Source organism: Weeksella virosa DSM 16922, assembly GCF_000189415.1.
Taxonomy (GTDB): domain Bacteria; phylum Bacteroidota; class Bacteroidia; order Flavobacteriales; family Weeksellaceae; genus Weeksella; species Weeksella virosa.
This window is the reverse complement of record NC_015144.1, coordinates 416,865-440,621: the sequence shown is the minus strand read 5'-3', so window position 1 is coordinate 440,621 and position 23,757 is coordinate 416,865. Positions and strand designations below refer to the sequence as shown.

22 protein-coding genes and 2 tRNA genes are annotated in these 23,757 nt (G+C 35.8%); 13 read left to right on the top strand and 11 right to left on the bottom strand.

What is annotated here, in order from left to right; translation table 11 throughout:
• Window positions 1-56: 56 nt before the first annotated feature.
• On the bottom strand, window positions 57-587 hold the full coding sequence (locus tag WEEVI_RS02250; protein WP_013597552.1) for a type 1 glutamine amidotransferase domain-containing protein: 531 nt from the start codon (window positions 585-587) through the stop codon (window positions 57-59).
• Window positions 588-813: 226 nt separating this feature from the next.
• Between WEEVI_RS02250 and WEEVI_RS02245 the strand changes: the two genes are divergently transcribed.
• The 6 genes from WEEVI_RS02245 (at window position 814) to WEEVI_RS02220 (ending at window position 7,548) form a co-directional block, all read left to right on the top strand.
• Complete coding sequence (locus WEEVI_RS02245; protein ID WP_013597551.1) at window positions 814-4,080, top strand: cytochrome c biogenesis protein CcsA; 3,267 nt, start codon at window positions 814-816, stop codon at window positions 4,078-4,080.
• Window positions 4,081-4,155: 75 nt separating this feature from the next.
• Window positions 4,156-4,743 carry a glutathione peroxidase gene (locus WEEVI_RS02240; RefSeq protein WP_013597550.1) on the top strand — a complete coding sequence of 196 codons (588 nt, stop codon included), beginning with the start codon at window positions 4,156-4,158 and terminating at the stop codon, window positions 4,741-4,743.
• A 1-nt stretch (window position 4,744) separates the two neighbouring features.
• Window positions 4,745-5,449: a bacillithiol biosynthesis deacetylase BshB1 gene (gene bshB1, locus WEEVI_RS02235; RefSeq protein ID WP_013597549.1), complete on the top strand. Its 705-nt coding sequence runs from the start codon at window positions 4,745-4,747 to the stop codon at window positions 5,447-5,449.
• Window positions 5,450-5,513: 64 nt separating this feature from the next.
• Window positions 5,514-5,587: transfer RNA gene (locus WEEVI_RS02230), tRNA-His, on the top strand.
• 43 nt (window positions 5,588-5,630) lie between these two features.
• Window positions 5,631-5,704 (top strand) — tRNA-His (locus WEEVI_RS02225).
• Between the two features lie 185 nt (window positions 5,705-5,889).
• Complete coding sequence (locus WEEVI_RS02220) at window positions 5,890-7,548, top strand: DUF8614 domain-containing protein (protein ID WP_013597548.1); 1,659 nt, start codon at window positions 5,890-5,892, stop codon at window positions 7,546-7,548.
• A 105-nt stretch (window positions 7,549-7,653) separates the two neighbouring features.
• Here WEEVI_RS02220 and WEEVI_RS02215 read toward each other — a convergent pair whose 3' ends face one another.
• A complete protein-coding gene (locus tag WEEVI_RS02215; RefSeq protein ID WP_013597547.1) occupies window positions 7,654-8,439 on the bottom strand; it encodes a superoxide dismutase in 786 nt (261 codons plus the stop codon).
• Between the two features lie 93 nt (window positions 8,440-8,532).
• Entirely contained in the window at window positions 8,533-8,916 is a 384-nt protein-coding gene (locus tag WEEVI_RS02210; protein WP_013597546.1) for a helix-turn-helix domain-containing protein, read from the bottom strand.
• A gap of 114 nt (window positions 8,917-9,030) precedes the next feature.
• On the opposite strand from WEEVI_RS02210, the gene WEEVI_RS11455 reads away from it, so the two are divergent.
• Window positions 9,031-9,159 carry a hypothetical protein gene (locus tag WEEVI_RS11455; RefSeq protein ID WP_013597545.1) on the top strand — a complete coding sequence of 43 codons (129 nt, stop codon included), beginning with the start codon at window positions 9,031-9,033 and terminating at the stop codon, window positions 9,157-9,159.
• A 442-nt stretch (window positions 9,160-9,601) separates the two neighbouring features.
• Window positions 9,602-10,198, top strand: coding sequence for a thioredoxin domain-containing protein (locus WEEVI_RS02205; RefSeq protein WP_013597544.1), 597 nt, complete (start codon window positions 9,602-9,604; stop codon window positions 10,196-10,198).
• A gap of 57 nt (window positions 10,199-10,255) precedes the next feature.
• Here WEEVI_RS02205 and hemE read toward each other — a convergent pair whose 3' ends face one another.
• The 4 genes from hemE to hemA are packed head-to-tail and all read right to left on the bottom strand — an operon-like array spanning window position 10,256 to window position 14,110.
• Window positions 10,256-11,281: a uroporphyrinogen decarboxylase gene (gene hemE / locus WEEVI_RS02200; protein WP_013597543.1), complete on the bottom strand. Its 1,026-nt coding sequence runs from the start codon at window positions 11,279-11,281 to the stop codon at window positions 10,256-10,258.
• Complete coding sequence (locus tag WEEVI_RS02195; RefSeq protein WP_013597542.1) at window positions 11,274-11,939, bottom strand: uroporphyrinogen-III synthase; 666 nt, start codon at window positions 11,937-11,939, stop codon at window positions 11,274-11,276. Before WEEVI_RS02195 ends, hemE begins: the two co-directional genes overlap by 8 nt.
• Window positions 11,936-12,856: a hydroxymethylbilane synthase gene (gene hemC, locus WEEVI_RS02190; protein ID WP_013597541.1), complete on the bottom strand. Its 921-nt coding sequence runs from the start codon at window positions 12,854-12,856 to the stop codon at window positions 11,936-11,938. Before hemC ends, WEEVI_RS02195 begins: the two co-directional genes overlap by 4 nt.
• Before the next feature lie 6 nt (window positions 12,857-12,862).
• A complete protein-coding gene (hemA, locus tag WEEVI_RS02185) occupies window positions 12,863-14,110 on the bottom strand; it encodes a glutamyl-tRNA reductase (protein WP_013597540.1) in 1,248 nt (415 codons plus the stop codon).
• A gap of 192 nt (window positions 14,111-14,302) precedes the next feature.
• On the opposite strand from hemA, the gene WEEVI_RS02180 reads away from it, so the two are divergent.
• Window positions 14,303-15,187, top strand: coding sequence for a helix-turn-helix transcriptional regulator (locus WEEVI_RS02180; RefSeq protein ID WP_013597539.1), 885 nt, complete (start codon window positions 14,303-14,305; stop codon window positions 15,185-15,187).
• A 163-nt stretch (window positions 15,188-15,350) separates the two neighbouring features.
• Here WEEVI_RS02180 and queG read toward each other — a convergent pair whose 3' ends face one another.
• Both queG and ruvB read right to left on the bottom strand, forming a co-directional pair.
• Window positions 15,351-16,295, bottom strand: coding sequence for a tRNA epoxyqueuosine(34) reductase QueG (gene queG, locus WEEVI_RS02175; RefSeq protein ID WP_013597538.1), 945 nt, complete (start codon window positions 16,293-16,295; stop codon window positions 15,351-15,353).
• A 26-nt stretch (window positions 16,296-16,321) separates the two neighbouring features.
• Window positions 16,322-17,356 (bottom strand): Holliday junction branch migration DNA helicase RuvB, encoded by a 1,035-nt coding sequence (ruvB, locus tag WEEVI_RS02170; RefSeq protein ID WP_013597537.1) that lies wholly within the window; start codon window positions 17,354-17,356, stop codon window positions 16,322-16,324.
• A 96-nt stretch (window positions 17,357-17,452) separates the two neighbouring features.
• Here ruvB and hemH point away from each other — a divergent pair, with 96 nt between their 5' ends.
• The 3 genes from hemH to WEEVI_RS02155 are packed head-to-tail and all read left to right on the top strand — an operon-like array spanning window position 17,453 to window position 20,666.
• Complete coding sequence (gene hemH, locus WEEVI_RS02165) at window positions 17,453-18,439, top strand: ferrochelatase (RefSeq protein ID WP_013597536.1); 987 nt, start codon at window positions 17,453-17,455, stop codon at window positions 18,437-18,439.
• A 44-nt stretch (window positions 18,440-18,483) separates the two neighbouring features.
• Window positions 18,484-19,587: a DUF3078 domain-containing protein gene (locus WEEVI_RS02160; protein WP_013597535.1), complete on the top strand. Its 1,104-nt coding sequence runs from the start codon at window positions 18,484-18,486 to the stop codon at window positions 19,585-19,587.
• Window positions 19,588-19,628: 41 nt separating this feature from the next.
• The gene (locus WEEVI_RS02155; protein WP_013597534.1) at window positions 19,629-20,666 is read left to right on the top strand and encodes a DUF3078 domain-containing protein; all 1,038 of its coding nucleotides are present in this window, start codon (window positions 19,629-19,631) and stop codon (window positions 20,664-20,666) included.
• A gap of 82 nt (window positions 20,667-20,748) precedes the next feature.
• Here the strand turns inward: WEEVI_RS02155 and msrB are convergent, their stop codons facing one another.
• Together msrB and aroB are read right to left on the bottom strand one after the other, a co-directional pair.
• Complete coding sequence (msrB, locus tag WEEVI_RS02150; RefSeq protein ID WP_013597533.1) at window positions 20,749-21,162, bottom strand: peptide-methionine (R)-S-oxide reductase MsrB; 414 nt, start codon at window positions 21,160-21,162, stop codon at window positions 20,749-20,751.
• 30 nt (window positions 21,163-21,192) lie between these two features.
• Complete coding sequence (gene aroB / locus WEEVI_RS02145; protein WP_013597532.1) at window positions 21,193-22,245, bottom strand: 3-dehydroquinate synthase; 1,053 nt, start codon at window positions 22,243-22,245, stop codon at window positions 21,193-21,195.
• 269 nt (window positions 22,246-22,514) lie between these two features.
• On the opposite strand from aroB, the gene WEEVI_RS02140 reads away from it, so the two are divergent.
• Window positions 22,515-23,666 (top strand): putative sugar nucleotidyl transferase, encoded by a 1,152-nt coding sequence (locus tag WEEVI_RS02140; protein WP_013597531.1) that lies wholly within the window; start codon window positions 22,515-22,517, stop codon window positions 23,664-23,666.
• Window positions 23,667-23,757 lie beyond the last annotated feature (91 nt).

The window sequence follows — 23,757 nt, the reverse complement described above, 5'->3', positions numbered from 1 at the left end:
CGAGCGGAATTTTTTATATCCAAAAAGTTAATAATAAATAAAGGATATTTTCAGGATTATTTTTTTAGAGCTTCTAAAATAGCTCGATTAAAATTCGATAAATCATTGGGAGTCCTTGAGGTGATTAAATTGCCATCAATTACCACAGACTGATCTAGCCATAATGCACCTGCGTTTTCTAAATCTTTTCTCACAGAAAGATAAGAGGTTAATTTCTTACCTTTTACAACTCCAGCATCAATCAAGACTTGTGGTGCATGGCAAATAGCTGCAACTGGCTTCCCTGCATCGTTAAAGTCACGGATAAGTTGTAGAGCATTCTCATTGAGGCGTAATTTGTCGGGATTCAGAACTCCACCCGGGAGAATCAAAGCATCATAACAAGAAATATTTATTTTTTCTTGATCGACATTGCGATTTACCTCGTAGGTTTTTCCCCAATCGGTGTGATCCCAAGATTTGATCGGTTCTAAAGTAGTAGAAATAATATCTACTTCAAAACCAGCGTCTTCCAAAACTTTTTTTGGCGAACTCAATTCCACCTCCTCAAATCCTTCTTCGGTTAAGATTGCTATTCGTTTGTTCATTGTTTGGGGTTTTTTACTTTGGGTTTATCACCCTATTACTTCGAAATTTGTACTAATATATTGCTTTTTCGGACAATGAGAAAAATAAAAAACAACAGTAAATATTTTTTATTCTCTTTTTTAATAAAAGTTTAACTATTTAAAACCAGGTTAGATAACAAAAATCATTGACTATGTAGTGTTTAATCGGCTGAACTCGCTTATTTTTGTACGACAAAACAATAAAATGGATAAGCTGCAAAAAATTCTATTTTCTACCAGGACCATGGCAGTTCTTTTATTTATTTACGCTGCTGCTATGGCGATTGCCACTTTTGTGGAAAACGATTATGATACTCTTACCGCAAAAAAATTGATTTACGATGCTACCTGGTTCGAGATTCTAATGGTTTGGTTAATGGCTCTTTTTATTGCTAATATCAAACGTTATAGTTTGTGGTCGTTTAAGAAACTTCCGGTTTTGGTGTTTCATTTAGCATTTTTGTTTATTTTCTTAGGTGGTGCAATTACACGCTATATTTCTTTTGAAGGGCAAATGCCAATTGCAGAAGGTGAAACAACCAACGAAATCATATCAGATAAATCATATTTCAAGATGATAATTGACGACGGTGAACAGCGAATGGCTTACGATAATCACGAATATGCGATGACTTATTTCGATAGAAAAGACAGCACTTCGTTTTTGTTTCGTCGACACTTCGAAGGAAAATATCAGTTCAAAGATAAAGTCATTAAACTAAAAACGTTTGATTATATCCCTCATGCACTTGATACGATTGTGCGAACCGATAAAGGAGAACGTATTCTAGAATTGGTTACAGTAGGTGAGGGCGGACGCCGTTCGGTTTTCATCAGAAGTGGAGAAATTAAAAGCATAAATGGTGCTTTAGTAACTTTTAATCGACCAATGGATGGTACCATTCAATTGAGAGAAGTTGATGGGCAGATTCTTATAAAATCACCTTTCGAGGGAGAATATGTTCAGATGCAAGGACAGGCAATCGGGCAAATTACCGATGAAGAAAAACTAAGAGAGGGCGCAGGTAAATTAGCCTTCAATGTAGAAGAGCCGTTAAAATACCGTTCGTTATATTCGATCATGAATGCACAATTTGTGGTACCTGTTCCACCTTTTACGGGAGAAGTTCAGTACCGACATGGTTCGAAACTCAATCCGAATGAAGCCGAATTACCTGGGGCTATCTATGCAGAAGTTTCGGTAGGAAATGAGCGCGACACTGTGGTTATTGTAGGTGGAAGAGGACAAACAAACTATACCGCAGATGCCAATTTAGCAGGATTGAACATATCGATTGGTTATGGATCTAAAATTGTAAAAACACCTTTTAGCATACGATTAGACGACTTTATACTCGATCGTTATCCAGGATCTATTAATCCATCATCTTTCGAAAGTATGATAACCGTAATCGATGAAGGTAAAGAAACTCCACAGCATATTTATATGAATAACGTGATGGATTATAAAGGCTATCGTTTTTTCCAGGCTAGCTATTTCCCAGACGAACAAGGAACCATCCTTTCTGTTAACCAAGATTGGTGGGGGACGAATGTTACTTATGTAGGATATTTTCTATTGTTTACCAGTATGTTTGTTACTTTATTTTGGAAAGGAACGCGTTTTTGGCAATTGAATTCGCTACTGAAAGCATTGCATCAGAAGAAAATGATTCTCCTACCATTTTTCTTATTAAGTTTTTATGGTCTCGGACAACTACCAAGCACAACCGATGGTAGAAGTGCACAAGAACCAGAAGCACAACAAGAAGTGCATACGGCCGAACACATGAAAGCTTTCCAGAAAGAAATGGATAATCCTAATGATTTGGTAAGCAAGGTAAAAATTCCAAAAGAGCATAGTGAAAAGTTTGGACATTTACTCATTCAAGATATCGAAGGACGAATCAAACCAATCGATACACAAGCATTGGATATTCTTCGGAAAATCTATAAAAAAGATAAATATTATGGGCTAACGGCTAACCAGTGGTTTATCGCCGTACAACTCGATCCTGCTTTTTGGGCTAATGCACCATTGATTAAGGTAGACAAAAAAGGAGGTGTTAAACTAAAAAATTTAACAAAAGCCAACGATGATGGTTATACCTCATTAATGAATCTTATCGACCCGAAAACAACTCGTTTTGTGTTGGATGAGCACTATAACAAATCCTTCTCTAAAAAACCAGCCGAACGCTCAAAGTTTGATGACGAGGTAATTAATGTTACCGAACGTTTTAATATTTTGGATAATACAGCAAAAGGGTACCAATTGAAAATTATTCCGGTACAAAATGATCCTTCAGAGCGCTGGACGTCTTGGGTTTATCAAGGAAAAGAGAACCCTGTCGAAATCGATACCATGGCTTTAGGAATGATAAGTGTTTACTTCAACATGGTTTCGAAAGGGATCGAAACGGGCGATTGGCGAGCAGCAGATAATGCAATACATTACATTGATGAGTACCAACACAAATGGGGTAAAAATGTAGTCCCACCCTCAAAAAAAGTAGAAATAGAGGTTCTATATAACAAAGCCAATATTTTCTTTTGGATAATGATTGCTTATACAATTGTTGGTTCCGCCTTGGTTATTTTAGCATTTATTCAGCTCTTTAGAGAATCGAAACTATTACGGTATATTACAAACTTCTTTATTGGGCTTACCGTTATTGTTTTTATTCTGCAAGCTATAGGTCTTGGGGTACGTTGGTATCTCACAGGACACGCTCCTTGGTCGAATGGGTATGAAGCTATTGTATTTATATCTTGGGTTGGAGTGCTGTCTGGCTTATTACTACATAAAAATAGAAACGCTTTTATCCCTGCAACCGGAGCAATGGTAGCGGTAATTATGATGGGGTTTGCACACGGAGGATCGATGCTAGATCCACAAATTACCCCCCTAGTTCCCGTGTTAAAATCATACTGGTTAATAATTCATGTTGCTATCATCGTGTCTAGTTATGGTTTCTTTGGTCTAAGTGCTGTTTTATCTTTATTCTCTTTGATCATCATGTTGTTCAGACCGAATAAGAAAATAAAAATATCCTTAAAAGAAATGGCATATGTCAACGAAATATCGCTGACTATTGGTTTATTTCTTCTCACCGTTGGGACATTCCTTGGAGGGATGTGGGCCAACGAATCTTGGGGTAGGTATTGGTCTTGGGACCCGAAAGAAACATGGGCATTTATTACAGTAATTGTCTATGCAATAGTTCTGCATATGCGTTTAGTGCCAGGCTTACGAGGTTTATGGGCGTATAATATTGCTGCAATGTGGTCTATTTGGTCGGTTATTATGACCTATTTTGGAGTAAATTATTACTTATCAGGATTGCATTCATATGCAGCAGGTGACCCAATTCCGGTTCCATTATGGGTGTATTTAGCTGCTATCGGAATGTTGATTTTGAGTATTGTCTCTAAAATAACCTATAATAAATACCACAAAAAAAAGAAATAAAACTATCATCATAAAAAGCACCACTTTGGTGCTTTTTTTGTACCTTACTAAAATTAAAAAAAATAAAATACACCAATGTTAAAGTACGGAATAATCGGTTTATTGAGTTTCTCTTTTTTAGCTTGTAACGCACAAAACAAAGAAATTTCATCACCAAAAAAAATAGAAAATCAAATGACACGGCCAACAATTTATCAATACAGTTTCGAGGATATCAACGGAGAAGCTTTCAATTTTGTCGACCTCAAAGGAAAAAAAATATTAATAATCAATACCGCGTCCAAATGTGGATTTACATCGCAATTCGAAACGCTCGAAAAAATTTATAAACAATACAAAGATCAAAACTTTGTAATCGTTGGTTTTCCTTCGGATAATTTCTTGAATCAAGAATACGATGATAATAAAAAAATTGCCGAATTCTGTCAACTCAACTATGGTGTAACTTTCCCAATGATGAGTAAAAGTGATGTGAAAGGGAAAAACCAAAATCAAATTTTTAGTTTTCTTACACAAAAAGAATTAAACGGTGTAGAAGATGCCAAAGTAGGATGGAATTTTCATAAATTTTTGATCAATGAAGACGGTACCTTAGAAACCAACTATCCATCAAAAGTAACCCCAGATAGTAAAGAAATTATCGGTTGGATAGAAAAAAAGTAAAATGAAGTTAGATATTTTAGCCATCGGAGCACATCCCGATGATGTAGAATTAGGATGTTCGGCAACCTTAGCCAAAGCTATTGCCGAAGGTAAAAAAGTAGGAATCCTTGATCTCACACAAGGCGAATTGGGGTCGCGTGGCACGGCTGAAACAAGAAAGGAAGAAGCCAAAGCAGCTGCAAAGATATTAGGAGTCAAAGTGCGTGAGAATCTACAATTGTCTGATGGCTTTTTTCAGAACAATAAAGACAATCAACTTGCCATTGTCAAGATAATTCGTCAATATCAACCCGATATTGTATTGAGTAATCCTCCAACCGATCGACATCCAGATCACGGCAAAGCAGCTGAGTTGGTAAGCAATGCCCTGTTTTTGTCTGGTTTGATAAAAATAGATACCCAGCAAGAAGCATGGCGACCAAAAAAACATTTTCATTATATACAATGGTTACCTATAGAGCCAACTTTCTTGGTAGATGTTTCAGGCTATTTAGATATTAAAGTAGAAGCTTGTATGGCTTATAAAACTCAATTTTATAATCCAAATCTAGAGGATGAACCACAAACAGCAATCTCGTCGAAAAATTTCACGGATTCTATTCGCTATCGAGCGTTGGATTTAGGACGATTAATTGGTGTAGAAGCTGCTGAAGGATTTGTGGCATGTAGATATATTGGCATTCAATCGCTTGACGATTTGATTTGATTTTTCTTTGAAAAATATTTGTAAATATCGAATTCAATAGTATATTTGCAGTCCAATAGAAATGGTGGTTGTAGCTCAGTTGGTTAGAGCGTCGGATTGTGGTTCCGAAGGTCGTGGGTTCGAGACCCATCATCCACCCAAGAAACGTTTAGAATTTCGTTTTCAACTAAAATTCAACATGGTGGTTGTAGCTCAGTTGGTTAGAGCGTCGGATTGTGGTTCCGAAGGTCGTGGGTTCGAGACCCATCATCCACCCAAAACATAGCTTAGTAAACAAAAGCCTCTCAATAAAATTGAAAGGCTTTTTTAGTTTTATGTATCCTTCAAATTAAATTTTCCTAGCCAAAAGATTATCCTAACCAGAAATTCTTGTAATTCTGTTTCTTTATCTATTATTCATGTAAAATCTTCGTTGTACCTTGTACTAAAATAATTGTATCATGAAGAAAAACACATTTGTTGTAAGTTTACTAGCTGTTTCGGCTTTGCTTTCTTCTTGTTCTACACAAACAAATCATACGATGAAAACAAGTCAAAACACGACCAAACACACACAAAAAGCTCCATCCTATCCGTACGAATATTATGCAAGTGTTCCGTTGACGATGGATATTTCTACATTATCGACCAACGAAAAAGAAGTGTTGAAGTTGATGATCAAGGCCTCTGAAATTATGGACGATTTATTTTGGCAACAAGCCTACGGTGCAAAAGTCGATTTGATGGATGCCACCAAAGGAGAGCAAAAAAACTATGCGAAAATAAATTATGGTCCTTGGGATAGGATGAATAATGATGCGTCGTTTGTAGAGGGGATTGGGCCGAAACCCTTGGGGTCTACATTTTATCCTACCGATATGACGAAGGCCGAGTTTGAGGCAGCAAATCTTGTAGATGGAAAATCAAATTATACTGTTGTGCGTCGCGATCGTGCAGGAAAATTATACACGATTCCGTACCACGTATTGTATAAGAATCAATTACAAAAGGCAGCAGAACTACTGGTAAAAGCTTCAGAGCTTACTAAAGATAAAGAACTGAAAAATTATTTATTTTTACGTGCTACATCTTTGTTGAACGATGATTTTTACACCAGTGATTTAGCTTGGATGGACATGAAAAATAATCGTTTGGATTTGGTTATCGGTCCGATAGAAACCTACGAAGATCAGTTATTTGGGTATAAAGCTTCTTATGAAGCCTATGTTTTGGTAAAAGATATGGAGTGGTCTAAGAAATTAGCAAAATTTGTACAATATTTACCCGAATTGCAAGCGAATTTGCCGGTTGATGCAAAATACAAAACCGAAAAGCCAGGAACCGATTCGGACCTAAATGCGTATGATGTTGTTTACTATGCAGGTGATTGTAATGCTGGAGGAAAAACCATTGCGATTAATTTACCCAATGATGAACGGGTACAGTTAGAAAAAGGAACGCGTCGCTTGCAATTGAAAAATGCAATGCAAGCAAAATTCGATAAAATCTTATTACCGATTGCCGAAGAGTTGATAGATCCTTCTCAGCAAAAGAACGTAAAATTCGATGCGTTTTTTGCCAATGTTATGTTCCATGAAGTGGCGCACGGTTTAGGAATTAAAAACACTATCAATGGCAAAGGAACTGTTAGAGAAGCTTTGCAAGAAACACAGTCTTCTTTAGAAGAAGGAAAGGCAGATATTTTGGGGCTCTATATGGTGAATCAGCTTTTGGCCAAACAAGAATTAGAAGGGACGCAAGAAGATTATTTTGTTACGTTCTTGGCTGGTATTCTACGTTCTGTTCGTTTTGGAGCAAGTTCTGCCCATGGCCAAGCGAATATGGTTTGTTTTAATTATTTCCAAGAGCAAGGTGCTTTCGTGAAAACGGCCAATAATCATTATAGGGTAGATGTACCTAAAATGGAGAAAGCAATGCATGGTTTATCTGCTTTGATTCTGAAATTGCAAGGTGATGGGGATTACGATGGTGTTGTGAAGCTCAATCAAGAGAAAGGAAAAATCAGTGCCGATTTACAAAAAGATTTAGATCGTCTGAAAGCAAAAAACATCCCGGTAGATATTGTTTTCGAACAAGGTGTTTCTGTCCTTGGTTTGTAATATTTTTGGTGAGTTAGTTTAGCTTTAGAAACATATAAATAAAAAGCGGAAATTCCAGAACTGGAATTTCTGCTTTCTTATTAGGGATAAATAGTAATGATTTTTTTATTTCTTTAAAGCGTTAGCATAATTGGTTTCTACTTGTTTCCAATCCAAAACTTTAAAGAAATTAGTTAAATAATCATCACGTTTATTCATATATTTCAAATAATAAGCATGTTCCCAAACATCGATACCTAAAATCGGTTTCCCTGCAACTTTTGCTCCTGGCATCAAAGGATTATCTTGATTTGGTGTAGCAGTAACTGCTAAGTTACCATCTGGCAGAACAACTAGCCAAGACCATCCAGAACCAAACTGTTTAGAGCCTGCATCTTTCAATTGATTTACCAACTCATTTACACTACCAAAATCGGCTATGATTTTTTCTAATAAATCTCCAGTCGGAGCAGCTGTAGGATTAGGCGAAATTAAATCAAAATACATTTGGTGGTTATAATATCCGCCAGCATTGTTGCGCAATGCTGCATTATTCATATCCATATTTTTAAGGATTTCGACGATATTGTTGCTTTTAATACCAGCATCTTTTAGGGCGGCATTCAACTTATTCGTATACCCTAAATAATGCTTAGAAAAGTGGGTTTCCATAGTTTTACCATCGATGTATTCATTCACCTCATCATACCCATATTTCAAAGGTTTTATTTGGAAGGTTCCTGGATCTGCTTTTACATCAATCGGGTTACCTAAAACTTCTTTCTCTGGCTTGGTATCTGTTTTTGCTATCGTATCATTTGCATCTTGACTTGTGGTAGAATTTGTACTTTCTTTACAAGAAAATGTCATCATCATCCCTAAAGCGGCAAATAAGATCAATCCTTTTTTCATTTTATTAACGTATTTTATTTGAGTTGATAAGTTAGCAAAAATTATACTAAACTTGAAATTATCAATTTTAATATTTTGTTAAATTAAAACAAGTTAACTTTCTCTCAACAAACGCAACTCATTTTTCAAACTTAATAGCTGTTCTTGTAATTGTAGAATTTGCTCATCCTTCGATTTGATGAGTTCTTTGTATAATTCTTCAATTTTTGCTGTGGAAGTTATATTATTGGTATTATAATATCCTGATTGTGAACAAGCATTGAAAACGACCTGATCATTGAAGTTTTTAATAGTTTCTGAATCGACCTCTAAAACACGTGCAATTTCGTTTAATTTTTCTTCCGAAATTTTGGTCTTACAATTCTCAATATCAGAATAAGAGCTTTGACTTATCGATAATTTATCAGCCATATAACTTTGACTAAGATTCTTTATTTCACGTACTTTTCTTATTTTATAACCAATAACAGTATCCATAAACACAATATTTTATCAATCAAATGTAATAAATTATTGGTTATGAAATTTGCCATATCCTTCACTTTATGAATATTTTCAACTTATTAAACAATTTCAAATAACCTAATAATTATGAAAAAATTTATTTTAAAAGGAGGCTTGATTATAGCCTTAGCTTCAAGTTCAATTTTTTATGCATGTAATAACGATGATGACACCGTTGAACAAACAGCCGAATTACAAGGTAAAAATCACCTGTAATAGGAGAAGACATCTTCTTCAGATCAGATTACAAAGAAGATGTTACCAAAGGAGGTGGAGTAACTTTTGTATTTGATATAGGTAGACGATCGTCCCCTACTTGTAAGGGATTTGGAATCTGTCGCCTTGCTGCATTTGGTATTTGGATTGTTGTCCAGCCCAAAGCAAATCAAGCAATAGGAATTGACAAACAAAGTTCTCTAAAATTTATTACAATTGAGTTAGAATCTCCTATAGATCCTGCAGAATTCGACACACGTTTTTATGTTGATGAAGAAATAATTGACGACAATGGTAATTATAAAATCAAGGCAGGTGTTTATAATTTAGATTCTACGATCGGTTTATATGGTGGTTACAAATTACCTTATTTTGAATTGTAATTAATTATTAATATTTTAGGGTGTGAAATTCACACCCTAAATTCAATAAAAACAAACCTATGAAAAAACTTTTTCTATTTTTCACATTATTTATATTCACTATCGTATCTGCTCAAACTAAATACGAGACTCTTACTATTACCAATTACGACAGTATTCTAAAAAAGCTTGACTCAGAAAACCAAAATGAAATATACAATCTAAATATTAATGATTTTAAGCAACTTGTATCTAAATCAGCAAAACCATTTACATTGGTATATACATATGCTTGGTGGTGTGGTCCTTGTCGAAAAAAACTACCACAGGTTTTAGAATTTAAAAATAAACATCAAAACAAAGTAGAATTACTTATTTTAACAGGTGAGAAAAACCCAAGCAAATACCTTTATATGACTAATAAAGAATTCAATACTAAATACAATATTTTATTCCCAACATTTAATATCTCTGATGAAATTTCAACAAAAAGTAAAAAGAAATTTCACAACTTTATTCAAACAATTGTACCTGGACATTCAGACTACGGAACTGGTTTAAGTCTTAATTTATTAATTGATAATAAAACTTCTGAAGTTTTGTATGCATCATTTACTGAAATAGAAACAACAGACTCAATCTTCTCCAAACTAAACTCTTTTATTTCAAACAATTAAAAAACTCCAAAATCTCAATGGAATTTGGAGTTTTTGATGTAGCGTAAAAATATCGTTTTATTTTTTGTAATTCACCACGGCTTCAATAAATGCTTGTGCATTTTCTACCGGAATAGTTGGTAGGATTCCATGACCAAGATTGGCAACATATTTTGTAGTCCCGAAACCATCGATCATTTCTTTTACCATTTGTTGTATCACTTTTGGTGGCGACATCAATCTCGATGGATCGAAGTTTCCTTGTAACGTGATACGGTTTCCGGTTAATTCGCGAGCAGTTTGTGGCGTTACCGTCCAATCTACCCCTAAGGCAGAAGCTTTAGATCGGCTCATTTTATCCAATGCAAACCAACATCCTTTCCCGAAAACAATTACCGGTGCATGAGGTGCTAAGGCATTGGTAATTTGCTCGATATATGGCCAAGAAAACTCATCGTAATCTTGCGGAGAAAGCATTCCTCCCCACGAATCGAAAATCTGCACGGCGTTTACTCCATGTTCTACTTTTTTCTTTAGGTAGTCGATGGTTACTTTCGTGATTTTTTCGAGCAATAAGTGAGCAGCTTTAGGGTTCTGATAACAAAATGATTTTGCTTTATCAAAAGCTTTAGATCCTCGACCTTCTACGGCGTAGCATAAAATTGTCCAAGGAGAACCGGCAAATCCAATCAAAGGAATTTTATTGTCCAATTCTTTTTTGGTTATATCCAAAGCATCCATCACATAGCCTAAAGTTTCCTCGATATCTGGATCGATTAAATTTTCTACATCTTGTAGGGTTTTGATAGGATTTTCTAACCAAGGACCTATTCCGTTTTTCATCTCAAAATCCATTCCCATTGCCTGCGGAAGTACCAAAATATCAGAGAAGATAATCGCAGCATCCAAAGGAAAACGACGAATGGGTTGCAAGGTAATTTCGGCAGCTAATTCGGGCGTTCGGCAACGAGTAAAGAAATCATATTGATCGCGTAGTTTGATAAATTCGGGTAAATATCTACCTGCTTGACGCATCATCCAAACCGGTGGTCGGTCTACTTCTTCGCCTCGTAAGGCTTTTAAAAACAAGTCATTTTTAATCATTTCGATGTTTTTTTATTTTTTTCAAAACCGCTTCAACTAATGGTTCATCGGCGGTATAGATAGGGTTTGTAATTCTTTCTTTAATGGCTTCGGTGGTGGTAGTGCCAACCGAAAAGATTAAGGCTTCGGTCGGTATTTTATTTTTTTGTAGGAAAGTGGTGAAACTTAACGGACTGAAAAATGCGTAAGCATCGTACATTTTTTCTACATGATTTTCGATAGGAATTGATTGATAGCTAATGATTTGGTTGACTTGATTATTGTTGTTCATCAAGTTTTCTACCAAATAATCACGGCGATTGTTGCCGCAAAAAAACTGAATTGTGGTTTGTTTCAGCTCCGATAAATGACGAGCAAACAATTCGGCTGCGTAATTTTCTACTGCAACGACCGAGCGATTCTGAGCTTGTAATTTTTGAGCTGTTTTTTTTCCTACTACATAAAAATCTCCTGTGAGTTCGATATTTTCTATCGCCTTTACGCTGTTCTGACTCGTAATTAGATTTATTTTTTCGGTAGGATTTATTTTATTTTCTATCGTTTGCCGATCGGTAATCACAATGTTTAGCGAAGGTAGAATACGGTAATCCATATCGGGCAAAAATTGCTCGATGAGTTGAGTAGGTATTTCTTTGGTAAACAAAACAGATCGAATCACGCACGCAAATTTTGTTTAATCGTATCGATTAATTGTTTTGCTCCTTGCTCTAAACATTTTTCGGCCATTTTCCGACCAAATTCTTTGTACTCGCTCCGATTAAATTGGTCAACAACTTCGATTTTTTCTTTTCCGTCCAAGGATAAAATTGTTCCTTGAAACCGATACATGTCGGCCGATAAAGGGCTTACCAAAGCACCGATAGGAGCAGTACACCCACCTTCTAGAACGTTGAGGAATTGTCTTTCGACCGTTGCATAGAGTTCACATTCTTCATTGTTGATCGATGGGAAATCGAAATCTTCTCTTGCTACAACGCCCAAAATACCTTGTGAAGGCGCTGCCAACATCCAATCGATTGTAGAATAATGAAGTTTTCTGTTTTCTAGGTCTGCAATAATTTCTGATCTATCCAATCCGGCCATAGCAAAAATAGCTCCGTCCCAGTCATTATCTTGTAGTTTTTGTAAACGTAATTGTACATTTCCACGCAAATCTACCAAGGTGTCTTCGGGGTATCGATGCAACCAAAAAGCTCTTCTACGTAAACTTCCCGTTGCGATGGTTCGGTGTGTTTTGGTGAAAATGTCGTTGGATTTATAGACCAATATATCCGATGAATTGGCTCTTTCGGGAAAAGCTTTTAGCGCTAAGCCTTCTGGTAAAACCGTGGGTACATCTTTTAGAGAGTGGACGGCGATGTCAATCTTATTGTTTAGTAAAGCAATGTCCAAAGATTTGGTAAAAACCCCAGTTATACCCAACGAATAAATTGGCTGTTTTAGATTCAAATCTCCTTCAGATTTAATAGGGATAATTTCTATTTCACAACCTTTTTTTGATAATAAAGCAGCTACTTTATTGGCTTGCCACAAAGCTAAAGGACTTTGACGGGTGCCGATTCTTATTTTTTTCATGGAATGTTAAGCTTCTTTTAATCGAAACATTTTTTGCATCAATTCGTAGGTGTCTTCTGCATGGTCTCTGTTCTCTAACAAATAGGATGCAAATTGATTAGTGATTCGTTGGATCATTTTTTTGGTCAAAAGTAACTCGTTTTCATCCACCGAGAGATTGTCTTTTCTTAGGTTATGAATCTCATTGTCTTGAATGAACTGTAAGCGAGATTTGAATGATTGTATATAAGGTACAAATTCTCTTGTTTTTAGCCACTCTGCAAATTCGTCCATCAATTCGCTGATAATACTCTCTGCTAAAGGAATAGCTTCTTTTCTAGTGTTGAGGGTTTCATCTACCATCTTCGATAATCCATCTACGTTAACCAAATGAATGTTGTCGCGAGATCCTAAGGTGTGCACTACGTTTTCTGGTACCGACATGTCGATAATGGTCATCGATTTGTCCATCGGAATCATTTCCTCGGTAATTGTATGTTTACTTGCTCCAGTGGCAACGATAAGTATATCTGTTTTTTGGAGTTCTTCTAATAAATCGGCATGATCTTTTACTATCACTTCGTATTTATTACCCAAAATTTCTGCTTTTTCTCGCGTTCTATTTATCAAGGTAATTTGCGAACCTTCTGAGTGCTTCACTAAGTTTTCGCAAGTGTTTCGCCCGATTTTTCCTACTCCGTAAAGTAAAATGTTTTTAGAAGCTAAATCTTTCTGAGAATCTAAAATAAAATTCACCGCAGAGAAAGCAACAGAAGCAGAGCCATTACTAAGCAAAGTTTCGTTCTTGATTCGTTTACTAATTTGGATGGAGGTATTGATAAGTCGTTCTAAAAAAGCATTGGTAGTGCCTTCTTTTTTGAAACGTGTAAACCAAATTTTTATTTGACCGATGATATCAAAATCACCCAATATTTGACTTTCTAGACCCGAAGATACACGGAAAAGATGTTCTACTGCTTTTTTACCTTCTTGTATATTAACAAAATTTCTGAATTCTTCGATATCACCTTCGGTAAAGCGGCAATACTGTTCTATCATGCATTCAGCAGATGGTGCAAAACCATACATCTCTGTTCGGTTGCAAGTAGATACCACAAAGAAATTAGCTAATCCGTTTTGTTTTGCATCTTTCACAAAATCGCTAACTTTATCTGGAAAAAATGTAAATTTACCTCTAGTTTCGGCATCGGCTTTTTCGTAACTTAGGCCGATTACATAGAAGTTTTGGTCTTTTTTATCTCCTCTAATCGTCATCTGTTCATTAAAACTTGTACAAAAATACTGCGAATAATACCGAAAAATAGCTTTAAAAATGAAAAAGTAACGCTAAAAAGTAAAATCAATATTTTTAGAATTATTCTAAATTATGTAGTAGATTTGTACTCTATTCCTTTTTTAGTAGATGGTTACAGGATGTTTTAGGAAAATATATGACATTGATCAGTTATGCAGCAAAGTTTGAAAAATACCCATAAAAGTAAAATAAAAGAACACAACCTCGGGCGAGAGATTTATGTAGCTCATATTGATAATTTTACCGATTCTACCGATACCATTCTCAAGGGAATTGATAAGCGGTTTATCCAGTTTTATTTTTGTAGTAAAGGCAATCTTACTTTTAATTTTAATAACGGCTTGTATAAGTTTAATCTGAAGGACGGTAATAGTTTTTTGTTTTACAATCCGATGCTCGAAATGCCTCTCGACCTCAATGTTTCTGCACAAAGCAAAGTATTTATCGTTGCTTTATCAATCAAAACCATGCATGCTATTTTTTCGGAATATTCGATTGATAATAATTTTTTAGAGGAAACTCAATTTGACGATTATTATCAACAAAAGAAATTTCCGCACAGTATGCGTTCCATTTTTCATCAAATAGAAACCATAAATCTCGATACACCTTTTGAGAAAATGTTTTTGATGGCAAAGGTGTACGAAATTTTTACTCTATATTTTGCTGATATAGAAGGGAAACGAGAATACTGCCCGTATTTGGATAATGAGATGCAGGCCAAAAAACTAAAAATGGCCAAAGAAATACTGATGAGTAATTTGCAAAATCCTCCGCATATAAAAGATCTTGCCGATGAGGTGCAATTGTCTGAATATTACCTAAAAGAGGGATTCAAGAAAATATATGGCAATACCGTTTACGGTTTTGTTTTGGATAAAAAACTAGAGATGGCACGAGAGAAATTAATCACTAGTAACCAAAAAGTAAAAGATATTGCTTTTGAGATTGGGTATGAAAATCCATCACATTTTATTGCAGCCTTCAAAAAGAAATACGGCATCACCCCGAAACAATTTACCAAAGAACTTGGCTAAAAGATTTTTGGTAAATGGATCTAACAATCTTCGTTGTAGAGTACTGAAAAACTAACAATTTTATTGTTTTTTTAGTGTGCTGCGAAATTCGTTTCCGTTATCGATTAGTTTAAAAGTAGTATACAGTTTTCTACAATCCAACACAAGAGTATTAAGAAAGAAATTACTTTTTCAGAAAATCTATATTTCTTTTCAGACCTGTAAATTTTGTTCGTTTGACGGGCGATTTCCTAAACATCTCTTTAAAAACTTCTTCGGTGATTTCTTCCCAATCTGTTTTGCTGAAGTTATTGATTTTTTCGTGCCCGATAAATTTTTTCTCTTGGGTAGGAAGTGAGAAGCGATTCCAGGGACAAACTTCTTGGCAGATATCGCAACCAAAAATCCAGTCGTCGAACTTTCCTTTCATTTCGGTCGGAATTTCGCCTTTCAATTCAATGGTGAAGTATGAAATACATTGGCTTCCGTTCACGGTTTTGTTAGGTAAAATAGCTTCTGTCGGACACGCATCGATGCATCGAGTGCAGTTCCCGCAATGATCGGTTTCTATTGCATTGTCGTAGGACATTTCCAAATCGACAATCAATTCGGCTAAAAAGAAAAAAGATCCTTTTTGTTTGCTCAGCAAAAGAGAATTTTTCCCGATCCAACCGATACCTGCTTTTTGTGCCCAAGCATGCTCTAGAATTGGAGCAGAATCGGTGAAAGCTCTTCCGTTTACGTTGCCAATTTCTTCTTGAATATAATGCAGCAAGTCGCGCACTTTTTCTTTCACAACAAAATGATAATCTTCTCCCTGTGCATACATAGCAATTTTGTAGGAATCGGGATTTCGGTCGATAGGTTGATAATAATTATAGGCCAAAGAAATCACTGTTTTGGCACCATCTACCAGTAAACGAGGGTCCAAGCGCATATCGAAATTATTTTCCATATACGACATATCGCCATGGTAGTTATTTTTCAACCACGCCTCTAAGCGAGGTGCCTCTTGTTCGAGAAACTCAGCTTTGGCAATTCCACAACTTAGAAAACCCAATTCTTTGGCTTTATTTTTAATGAGTTGGGAACGCATCTCGAGCGTAGAAAGTTTTTCGGCTAAAATCATTATTTTGTTTTCGGTAGGATGTAAAACTAGTCGAAAAGATCTTGCTGATTTGTAGAATTTCCTCGGAATTTTATTCCTAGATGTCGGTATGCTTTTTCGGTTGCAACCCGTCCGCGTGCGGTTCTCATCAGATAGCCTTCTTGGATAAGGTAGGGCTCGTACACTTCTTCCAGTGTTCCGCCATTTTCACCTACAGCCGTTGCAATGGTTGTAATCCCAACTGGTCCACCGTTAAACTTTTTGATGAGGGTAGTTAGAATTCGATTATCCATCTCATCCAATCCGTTTTGGTCAACTTTGAGTGCACTTAAACTATAGTTGGCAATTTTTTTAGTAATTTTTCCATCTCCTTTTATTTGAGCAAAATCCCGCGTCCTGCGCAATAGAGCATTGGCAATACGAGGAGTTCCTCGACTTCTGCTGGCAATTTCTATGGCTGCTTCTTCGTCTATTGGCGTGTGTAAAATTCTAGAAGAACGTTCGATAATAGAGCTTAATAATTCGACAGAGTAATACTCAAACCGAAAATTTATACCAAAACGTGCACGTAAAGGAGCGGTTAATAAACCCGAGCGAGTTGTCGCACCGATTAATGTAAAAGGGTTCAGCCCGATTTGTACCGAACGAGCGTTAGGGCCTGATTCGATCATGATGTCAATTTTGAAATCTTCCATTGCCGAATACAAATATTCTTCGATTACGGGCGACATTCGGTGAATTTCATCAATAAAAAGAACATCATTTGGCTCTAGATTGGTGAGTAAACCTGCTAAATCACCAGGCTTATCCAACACGGGCCCTGAAGTGATTTTTATGCCAACCCCCAATTCATTGGCGATAATATTAGCAAGAGTTGTTTTTCCAAGTCCAGGAGGACCGTGCAGTAAAACATGATCAAGCGCCTCGTTACGTAACTTAGAAGCTTTTACGAAAATTTCTAAATTCTCTAGAATATGAGCTTGTCCTGCAAAGTCATCGAATTGTTGAGGACGCACGCTATCTTCATTTCGTAGGTCATCTTCTGGGTAGAAATCACGTTCTGGATGCAAGAGGTCTGACATGGTTGATATAAATTATAATAAGAAGAGCGTATTGTTTGGATTATACGCTGTATTTTTGCAGTACAAAGTTCGTAATAATTTTTTAGATTAAGAGAAATGAGTAAAGGAATACTTTTGGTGAACTTAGGATCACCCGATTCTACAGAGGTGGAAGATGTGAGAACGTATCTGCGTGAATTTTTGATGGACCCAAAAGTAATCGACTCTCCTTGGCTAATAAGAAAATTTGTTGTCGAGTTGGCTATTCTTCCAAAAAGACCAATAGAATCGGCAAAAGCTTATGAGAAAATTTGGACCCAAGATGGTTCACCGCTAATCATTTACTCGAAAAAACTACAAACCAAAGTACAACATGCGATTGATGTGCCAGTAGAATTGGCGATGCGTTATAAAAATCCTTCTATAGAATTTGGTTTACAACAATTGTATAACAAAGGTGTAAGAGAGGTTTTGGTAATACCATTGTATCCACAATACACCATGAGTACGACCGAAACAGTTGCAGAAAAGGTAGTGCAGTTGCAGAAAAAAAAGTTTAAGGATATGGAGGTAAAGTTCTTAAAAGCGTTTTACAATCATCCAGATTATGTAAAAGTTTTAGGAGATTCGATCAAAGAAAATTTACCTGTAGATTTCGATCAATTGTTGTTATCTTATCACGGGATACCAGAGAGACACGATCGCAAAGCGTTGGCATTTGGGAAACGTGCCAAAATACCGATTGTCGCTTATCGAGAACAATGCTACGAAACAACCCGTTTGGTTAGTGAATATTTGCAATTACCAGAAGATAAAGTAACCACATCTTTTCAGTCTAGATTAGGGAGAGATCCGTGGATTCAACCTTATACAGATGTTATTTTAGAGAACTTCCCGAAAGAAGGGGTCAAGAAAATAGCGGTTTGCACACCTGCATTTGTAGCGGATTGTTTAGAAACTTTAGAAGAAATTTCTATGGAAGGAAGAGAAGATTTTCTTGCCGCAGGAGGAGAAGAATTCACTTATATTCCATGTTTGAATGATCGAGATGATTGGGCGCAAGTGTTAATCAAATGGATAAATGGTTGGTTGAGTAATCGATAATTAATATCTTTACCAATTGTAACGATTGAAAATAATAGGCAAAAGTGTCGGGTTCGATTAGAAAATGGTGTTGGGTTTTGCTTTTCCTACAAAGCATTTTTTCGTTTGGTCAGTTTTTGGATACGAACGGCAATTTGATTTTGGATGGACGGAAATATCTGAAATCAAAAGTAGATACTACTGGTAGAAAAACCGGTTGGGTGATTAATGGAACCAATTCGTTGCAAATTAATCAAAATACTTTTTCTAATTGGATGCCTGGTGGTGAGAACTCTGTTTCTGCTGCTGCCAAAATAGATTACGAGCTCAGTTATCGTAAACACAAACATTTGTGGGACAATCGTATTCTACTCGAGTATGGTTTTATAGACAATAAAACCAACGGAACAAGAAAAACTGCAGATAATATAAACATTACTTCGTCTTATGGTTATCTTTTTAAGGACGATTGGTATCTCATTGCATCGGTAAATTTGCGTTCGCAGTTTACAGAAGGGTATGATTACAATGCAACACCCAAAAAAAAGCTTTCTAACTTTATGGCGCCAGGCTATCTGACGGTTGGGGTTGGAGCGAATTATATCCCAAAGCCTAATTTCCAGATTAGCATTCACCCGATTACCTCGAGAACAACTTTTGTATTGGATAAAACATTACAAAAGAAAGATAATTTTGGATTGAAGGAAGAAGGCGATGTAGCGTACTTCGAGATGGGAGCATATGTAGGAGCTCGATATAAATTCAAACTTTTCGAAAATGTCCACTACGATAATAATATTGCTCTGTTCTCTAATTACTCCGACAAGCCCCTGAATATTGATGTGGTTTATACCGGTAACTTAGACATGAAAATTAACAATTTCTTGTCTACCCAACTTTCGGTCAATCTTATATATGATGAAGATCAGATAAAAAAAACACAATTGAAACAAGCTTTGGGCGTTGGACTGGTTTATAAGTTTACCAACCAAGTACCGAAAGAAAAAAGAAAAAAGAAACGAGCAGATCGCGTAGTGTTACCGATAGAAATAGAACCAAAGAACTTACAATTCCGCAGGAGTTATTATAACAGAAGTCGGTACGATTCTGTTTTTATCCAAAGAAGAGTTTCTGAGCATAATATCAAATCAGAAACAATTTTCAACTAAGAAATTAATCAAACAAAATAAATATAACCAGTAATAAGAACATGAAAAAAATCTTTACTATTTTGAGTGTTTTAGCAGCCTCTTTTTCATTTGCACAAACCGTAAAAAACAATGGTGTAGTTACCGATAGTAAGCGTTATCTCAAAGATCAAACCTTTGATGGTAGAACCCAAGGGTGGTTTATCAGCGGAAACAATTCGTTGCTTTTCAGCCAAAGTGCTTTCGATAATTGGATAGCTGGCGGTGTAAACTCTTTCTCGTTGAATGCAGCAATGGATTATGAATTTAATCTCACACAAGGCAGACATATCTGGGATAACCGAATTATTTTGGGATATGGTATACAGGCAAATGACGGGGAAGATTCTCGTAAAACAAACGATATCATCGACCTTACTTCTGCATATGGTTATAGTATAGACAATCACTGGTATTTTGCGGGTATGATGAATTTCAAGACGCAATTCTCCGCAGGATACGATTATACTCAAAATCCAAAAGAAAAAATCTCTAACTTCATGGCGCCAGCATACCTTTCTATAGGGCTTGGAGTAGATTATAAGCCGACAGAAAATTTCCAAGTCAATATTCATCCTGCAACTGCACGTTGGACTTTCGTTACCGATAAAGCGTTACAAAAAGAAGGCAACTTTGGTTTAGAAAAAGACGGTGATTCTTCTGTGTTCGAGTTTGGTGGTTATCTTGGTGCACGATACAAACTGAATATTATGGAAGGAATTACGTACGACAACCGAATCGGAATTTTTACAGATTATCTCGATAAACCACAAAATATGGATGTGGCATATTCGGGGATTTTAGATCTGAAAGTAAATAAATGGATTTCGGCTCAAGTAGCTATTAATTTATTGTATGATGAAGATCAAGTGAAAAAAACGCAAGTGAAACAAACCTTAGGAATTGGGTTTAATTACAAATTCGATAATCAACCCAAAGAAGTTGTAGAAACAGCATTTTTGCAAGAAGCACCAATTTTTGTAGAGGAAATAGCAACGATAGAGCTAGCCAAAGAAACAGTTGAAATAAAAAATCTAGAATCTAAAATAAACCTTCTATAAATTATTTTACAGAAGAATAAAAAATCACAAAAGGTTGCCTCTGGCAACCTTTTGTGGTGTTAGACAATCCTAATATTGTTGGTTATTTATCTGCGGTAAAATCTAGCGAAAGAGAATTTACACAATAACGTAAACCGGTATCTGTAGGGCCGTCATCAAAAACATGCCCTAAATGTCCACCGCAATTGGCACAGAGAATTTCGGTTCTTATCATGCCATGCGAATGATCGATGCGCTCGACTATATTTTCATCGGCAATGGCTTTGTCAAAACTTGGCCAGCCACAATGAGCATCAAATTTCGAGTCAGACGAAAATAATTCTGTACCACAACCTGCACACAAGTAAGTTCCTTTCTCAAAATGCAAATTGTATTCACCACTAAAAGGTCTTTCTGTAGCGGCTTCTCTCAAAATGGTAAACTGATTGGTAGTCAATTGTTTTCTCCATTCTTGCTCTGTTTTTTTGATAGGGAAATCTTCTTTATTTGTTTTCATTTTTTCATTTTTTTTGTAGACTTCAAATTTTCATCCGAAACGCTTATTATACTCTTCTAGAGCATCTAAAACTTGGGATTCTGTGCAGGTTTGATTATAATTTGCTTTACCTATTTTTTCTATTAAACTAAATTGCAATTGATGTCCTTTGTTCTTCTTGTCGTGTTGTAACCATTGTAAAATAGCAGGATGCAAGCAAAAATCTATGTTTTGTGGCTTACCGTATATCGAAGCAAAACCTGCAAGAATAGTTTCTAAATCTTGCTCGTGTAATATGCCTAGTTGCCAACTAAGAATGCTCTCAAGAATCATACCTATCACGATAGCTTCACCATGTAACAATGGTTTATCAGTTGATAAAAATTCGCTTTCTATTGCATGCCCAAAGGTATGTCCGAAATTAAGGATTTTTCTCAAACCTTTTTCATAAGGATCTTCTTTTACAATTTTTAGTTTTATGTTGATCGAATCTTCTATCAAACCTTTTAGAGTTTTTGCATTATGTTCGGTTAAAGAAATTAATTTTTTCCAATGATCTTCGTCGGCAATCAAACCGTGTTTCAGCATTTCTGCTAAACCAGAATAGAGTTGTCTTTGATCTAAGGTTTTTAAAAATTTAGGCAAGATGATGACCATTTCAGGCTGAGTAAAAGTCCCAATCTGATTTTTAAGCCCTTGAAAATCAATGCCGTTTTTTCCTCCTGCCGAAGCGTCAACCATCGCCAAAAGAGTAGTCGGAATATTGATAAACGGAATTCCTCTCTTGTAAGTAGAGGCAGCAAAACCGCCCAAGTCGGTAAGTACTCCACCACCCAAATTGATTAATACCGATTGTCGATCGGCTTTATTTTCACTAAGGAAACTCCAAACCAAATTTGTAGTTTTTAGGGATTTATTTTCTTCACCCGAAGGGATTTCAATGATTTTCAAGTGTAAATCAGGTAAGGTCAGTCGTAATTGTTTCAGGCAATGAATACGAGTATTTTCATCTACCAAAACAAAACAATTTTTAGTTGGGTTCTGAGAAAAATAGTTCTGAATTTTTAATAAAGGTGAACGGAAAATTATGGATGCATTTTTCACAATCAAGTAAGTTTTGTATCTTAAAGAATATACTTATTCAAAGATACCAAATTTTCTCAGCTAATGTACTTTACGATTGGATAGCACAAATCAATTGTATCGGGAACATACTAGGATTTTAATGTAAAATAGTTGATGAATTCTTAATAAAAAACTAATATTATGTGAAAAATTATCATTATATTGTGCTATATATCAGTTATTTTATTCGGTTTTTATTAGCATGTATATCTCTGAAAAGCTGTATTTTTGTCTAAATTTTTTTTATTTTGAAGAAAATAACACTGTTTGACTCAGAAGAATTTGAGCAACTTTTACCACTGACGTTTACCAAACCTATAGGAGAACTGCGTATGGGGATTTTGACGTTTAAAGAACGTTGGGAAAAGCGATCAAACTTACCTGTTGATTATTGTACGCGCGAATATTTACAAGTAAAATACCCTTTTGTGTCAGAGAAAAACACTCTTTGGGTTAACCCTTCTTTTTTTGCTACACAAGACTTGGTAGATGCCGTACTTGTTTTGCAAAATAGAGAAGCGCTTGTATATGGAGAAAAAATAATCGCAGTCAACGGAGAAAACAAAACTGATTACAATAAAACAATTTCTTATCCTAACGAGGTGCTTTATATTGCCCACACTTGGGACTTGTTCCTTAATAATGATTATGCTATTCGGTCTGATTTTGAATTGTTAACATCCGGACGAGTTTCGCAAAAAATTTCTGAAACCAATCGATTTCTTGCACCAGAAAATATTTTTATAGAAGAAGGAGCAAAGGTAGAGTTTTCGATTCTCAATGCAGAGCAAGGGCCGATTTACGTAGGGAGAAAAGCCGAAATCATGGAAGGATGTATGGTCAGAGGAAGTCTAGCACTTTGCGATTACGCAAAACTGAACATGGGTGCAAAAATCTACCCAGGTACGACCGTTGGGCCACATTGCAAAGTTGGTGGTGAAGTAAATAACTCTATACTCATGGCGTACTCGAACAAAGGACATGACGGGTTTTTGGGGAATTCTGTGATCGGTGAATGGTGTAATTTAGGTGCCGACACCAATAACTCTAACCTAAAAAATAATTATGGCACTGTGAAAATCTGGAATTACCAAAAGGAACAATACCTGGATACAGGCCTTCAGTTTTGTGGTTTGATTATGGGAGATCATTCGAAATCAGCTATTAATACACAGTTTAATACGGGGACTACCGTTGGTATATGTTCCAATATTTTCCAATCAGGGTTTCCACCAACTCTAATTTCGTCATTCAGCTGGGGAGGAGCCAAAAATTCGCCAATCTTTGCTTTAGATAAAGCGTATGAGGCGGCAGATAGAATGATGAATAGACGTGAAAAGCAGTTAAGTGATGCGGATAAGATGATTTTGAAGCATTTATTTATGGAATATTTACAATAAATTAATCTTTAATTATTAATATAGTGAAAAATAAGAATTTTGAATACAACTAAATCGAATCGGTTAAAAAAAAATACCGATAAATGGTTAA

Coding starts and splice junctions, on each gene's coding strand:
- queG (WP_013597538.1), bottom strand. CDS start 16,295: ATGATTTTAGCCGAAAAACTTTCTACGCTCGAGATGCGTTCCCAACTC.
- ruvB (WP_013597537.1), bottom strand. CDS start 17,356: ATGTCAGACCTCTTGCATCCAGAACGTGATTTCTACCCAGAAGATGAC.
- hemE (WP_013597543.1), bottom strand. CDS start 11,281: ATGATTAAAAATGACTTGTTTTTAAAAGCCTTACGAGGCGAAGAAGTA.
- bshB1 (WP_013597549.1), top strand. CDS start 4,745: ATGAAGTTAGATATTTTAGCCATCGGAGCACATCCCGATGATGTAGAA.
- hemH (WP_013597536.1), top strand. CDS start 17,453: ATGAGTAAAGGAATACTTTTGGTGAACTTAGGATCACCCGATTCTACA.
- WEEVI_RS11455 (WP_013597545.1), top strand. CDS start 9,031: ATGAAAAAATTTATTTTAAAAGGAGGCTTGATTATAGCCTTAGCTTCA.
- hemC (WP_013597541.1), bottom strand. CDS start 12,856: ATGAAAAAAATAAGAATCGGCACCCGTCAAAGTCCTTTAGCTTTGTGG.
- WEEVI_RS02250 (WP_013597552.1), bottom strand. CDS start 587: ATGAACAAACGAATAGCAATCTTAACCGAAGAAGGATTTGAGGAGGTG.
- WEEVI_RS02205 (WP_013597544.1), top strand. CDS start 9,602: ATGAAAAAACTTTTTCTATTTTTCACATTATTTATATTCACTATCGTA.
- hemA (WP_013597540.1), bottom strand. CDS start 14,110: ATGACGATTAGAGGAGATAAAAAAGACCAAAACTTCTATGTAATCGGC.
- WEEVI_RS02220 (WP_013597548.1), top strand. CDS start 5,890: ATGAAGAAAAACACATTTGTTGTAAGTTTACTAGCTGTTTCGGCTTTG.
- WEEVI_RS02180 (WP_013597539.1), top strand. CDS start 14,303: ATGCAGCAAAGTTTGAAAAATACCCATAAAAGTAAAATAAAAGAACAC.
- WEEVI_RS02240 (WP_013597550.1), top strand. CDS start 4,156: ATGTTAAAGTACGGAATAATCGGTTTATTGAGTTTCTCTTTTTTAGCT.
- WEEVI_RS02155 (WP_013597534.1), top strand. CDS start 19,629: ATGAAAAAAATCTTTACTATTTTGAGTGTTTTAGCAGCCTCTTTTTCA.
- msrB (WP_013597533.1), bottom strand. CDS start 21,162: ATGAAAACAAATAAAGAAGATTTCCCTATCAAAAAAACAGAGCAAGAA.
- WEEVI_RS02245 (WP_013597551.1), top strand. CDS start 814: ATGGATAAGCTGCAAAAAATTCTATTTTCTACCAGGACCATGGCAGTT.
- WEEVI_RS02215 (WP_013597547.1), bottom strand. CDS start 8,439: ATGAAAAAAGGATTGATCTTATTTGCCGCTTTAGGGATGATGATGACA.
- WEEVI_RS02210 (WP_013597546.1), bottom strand. CDS start 8,916: ATGGATACTGTTATTGGTTATAAAATAAGAAAAGTACGTGAAATAAAG.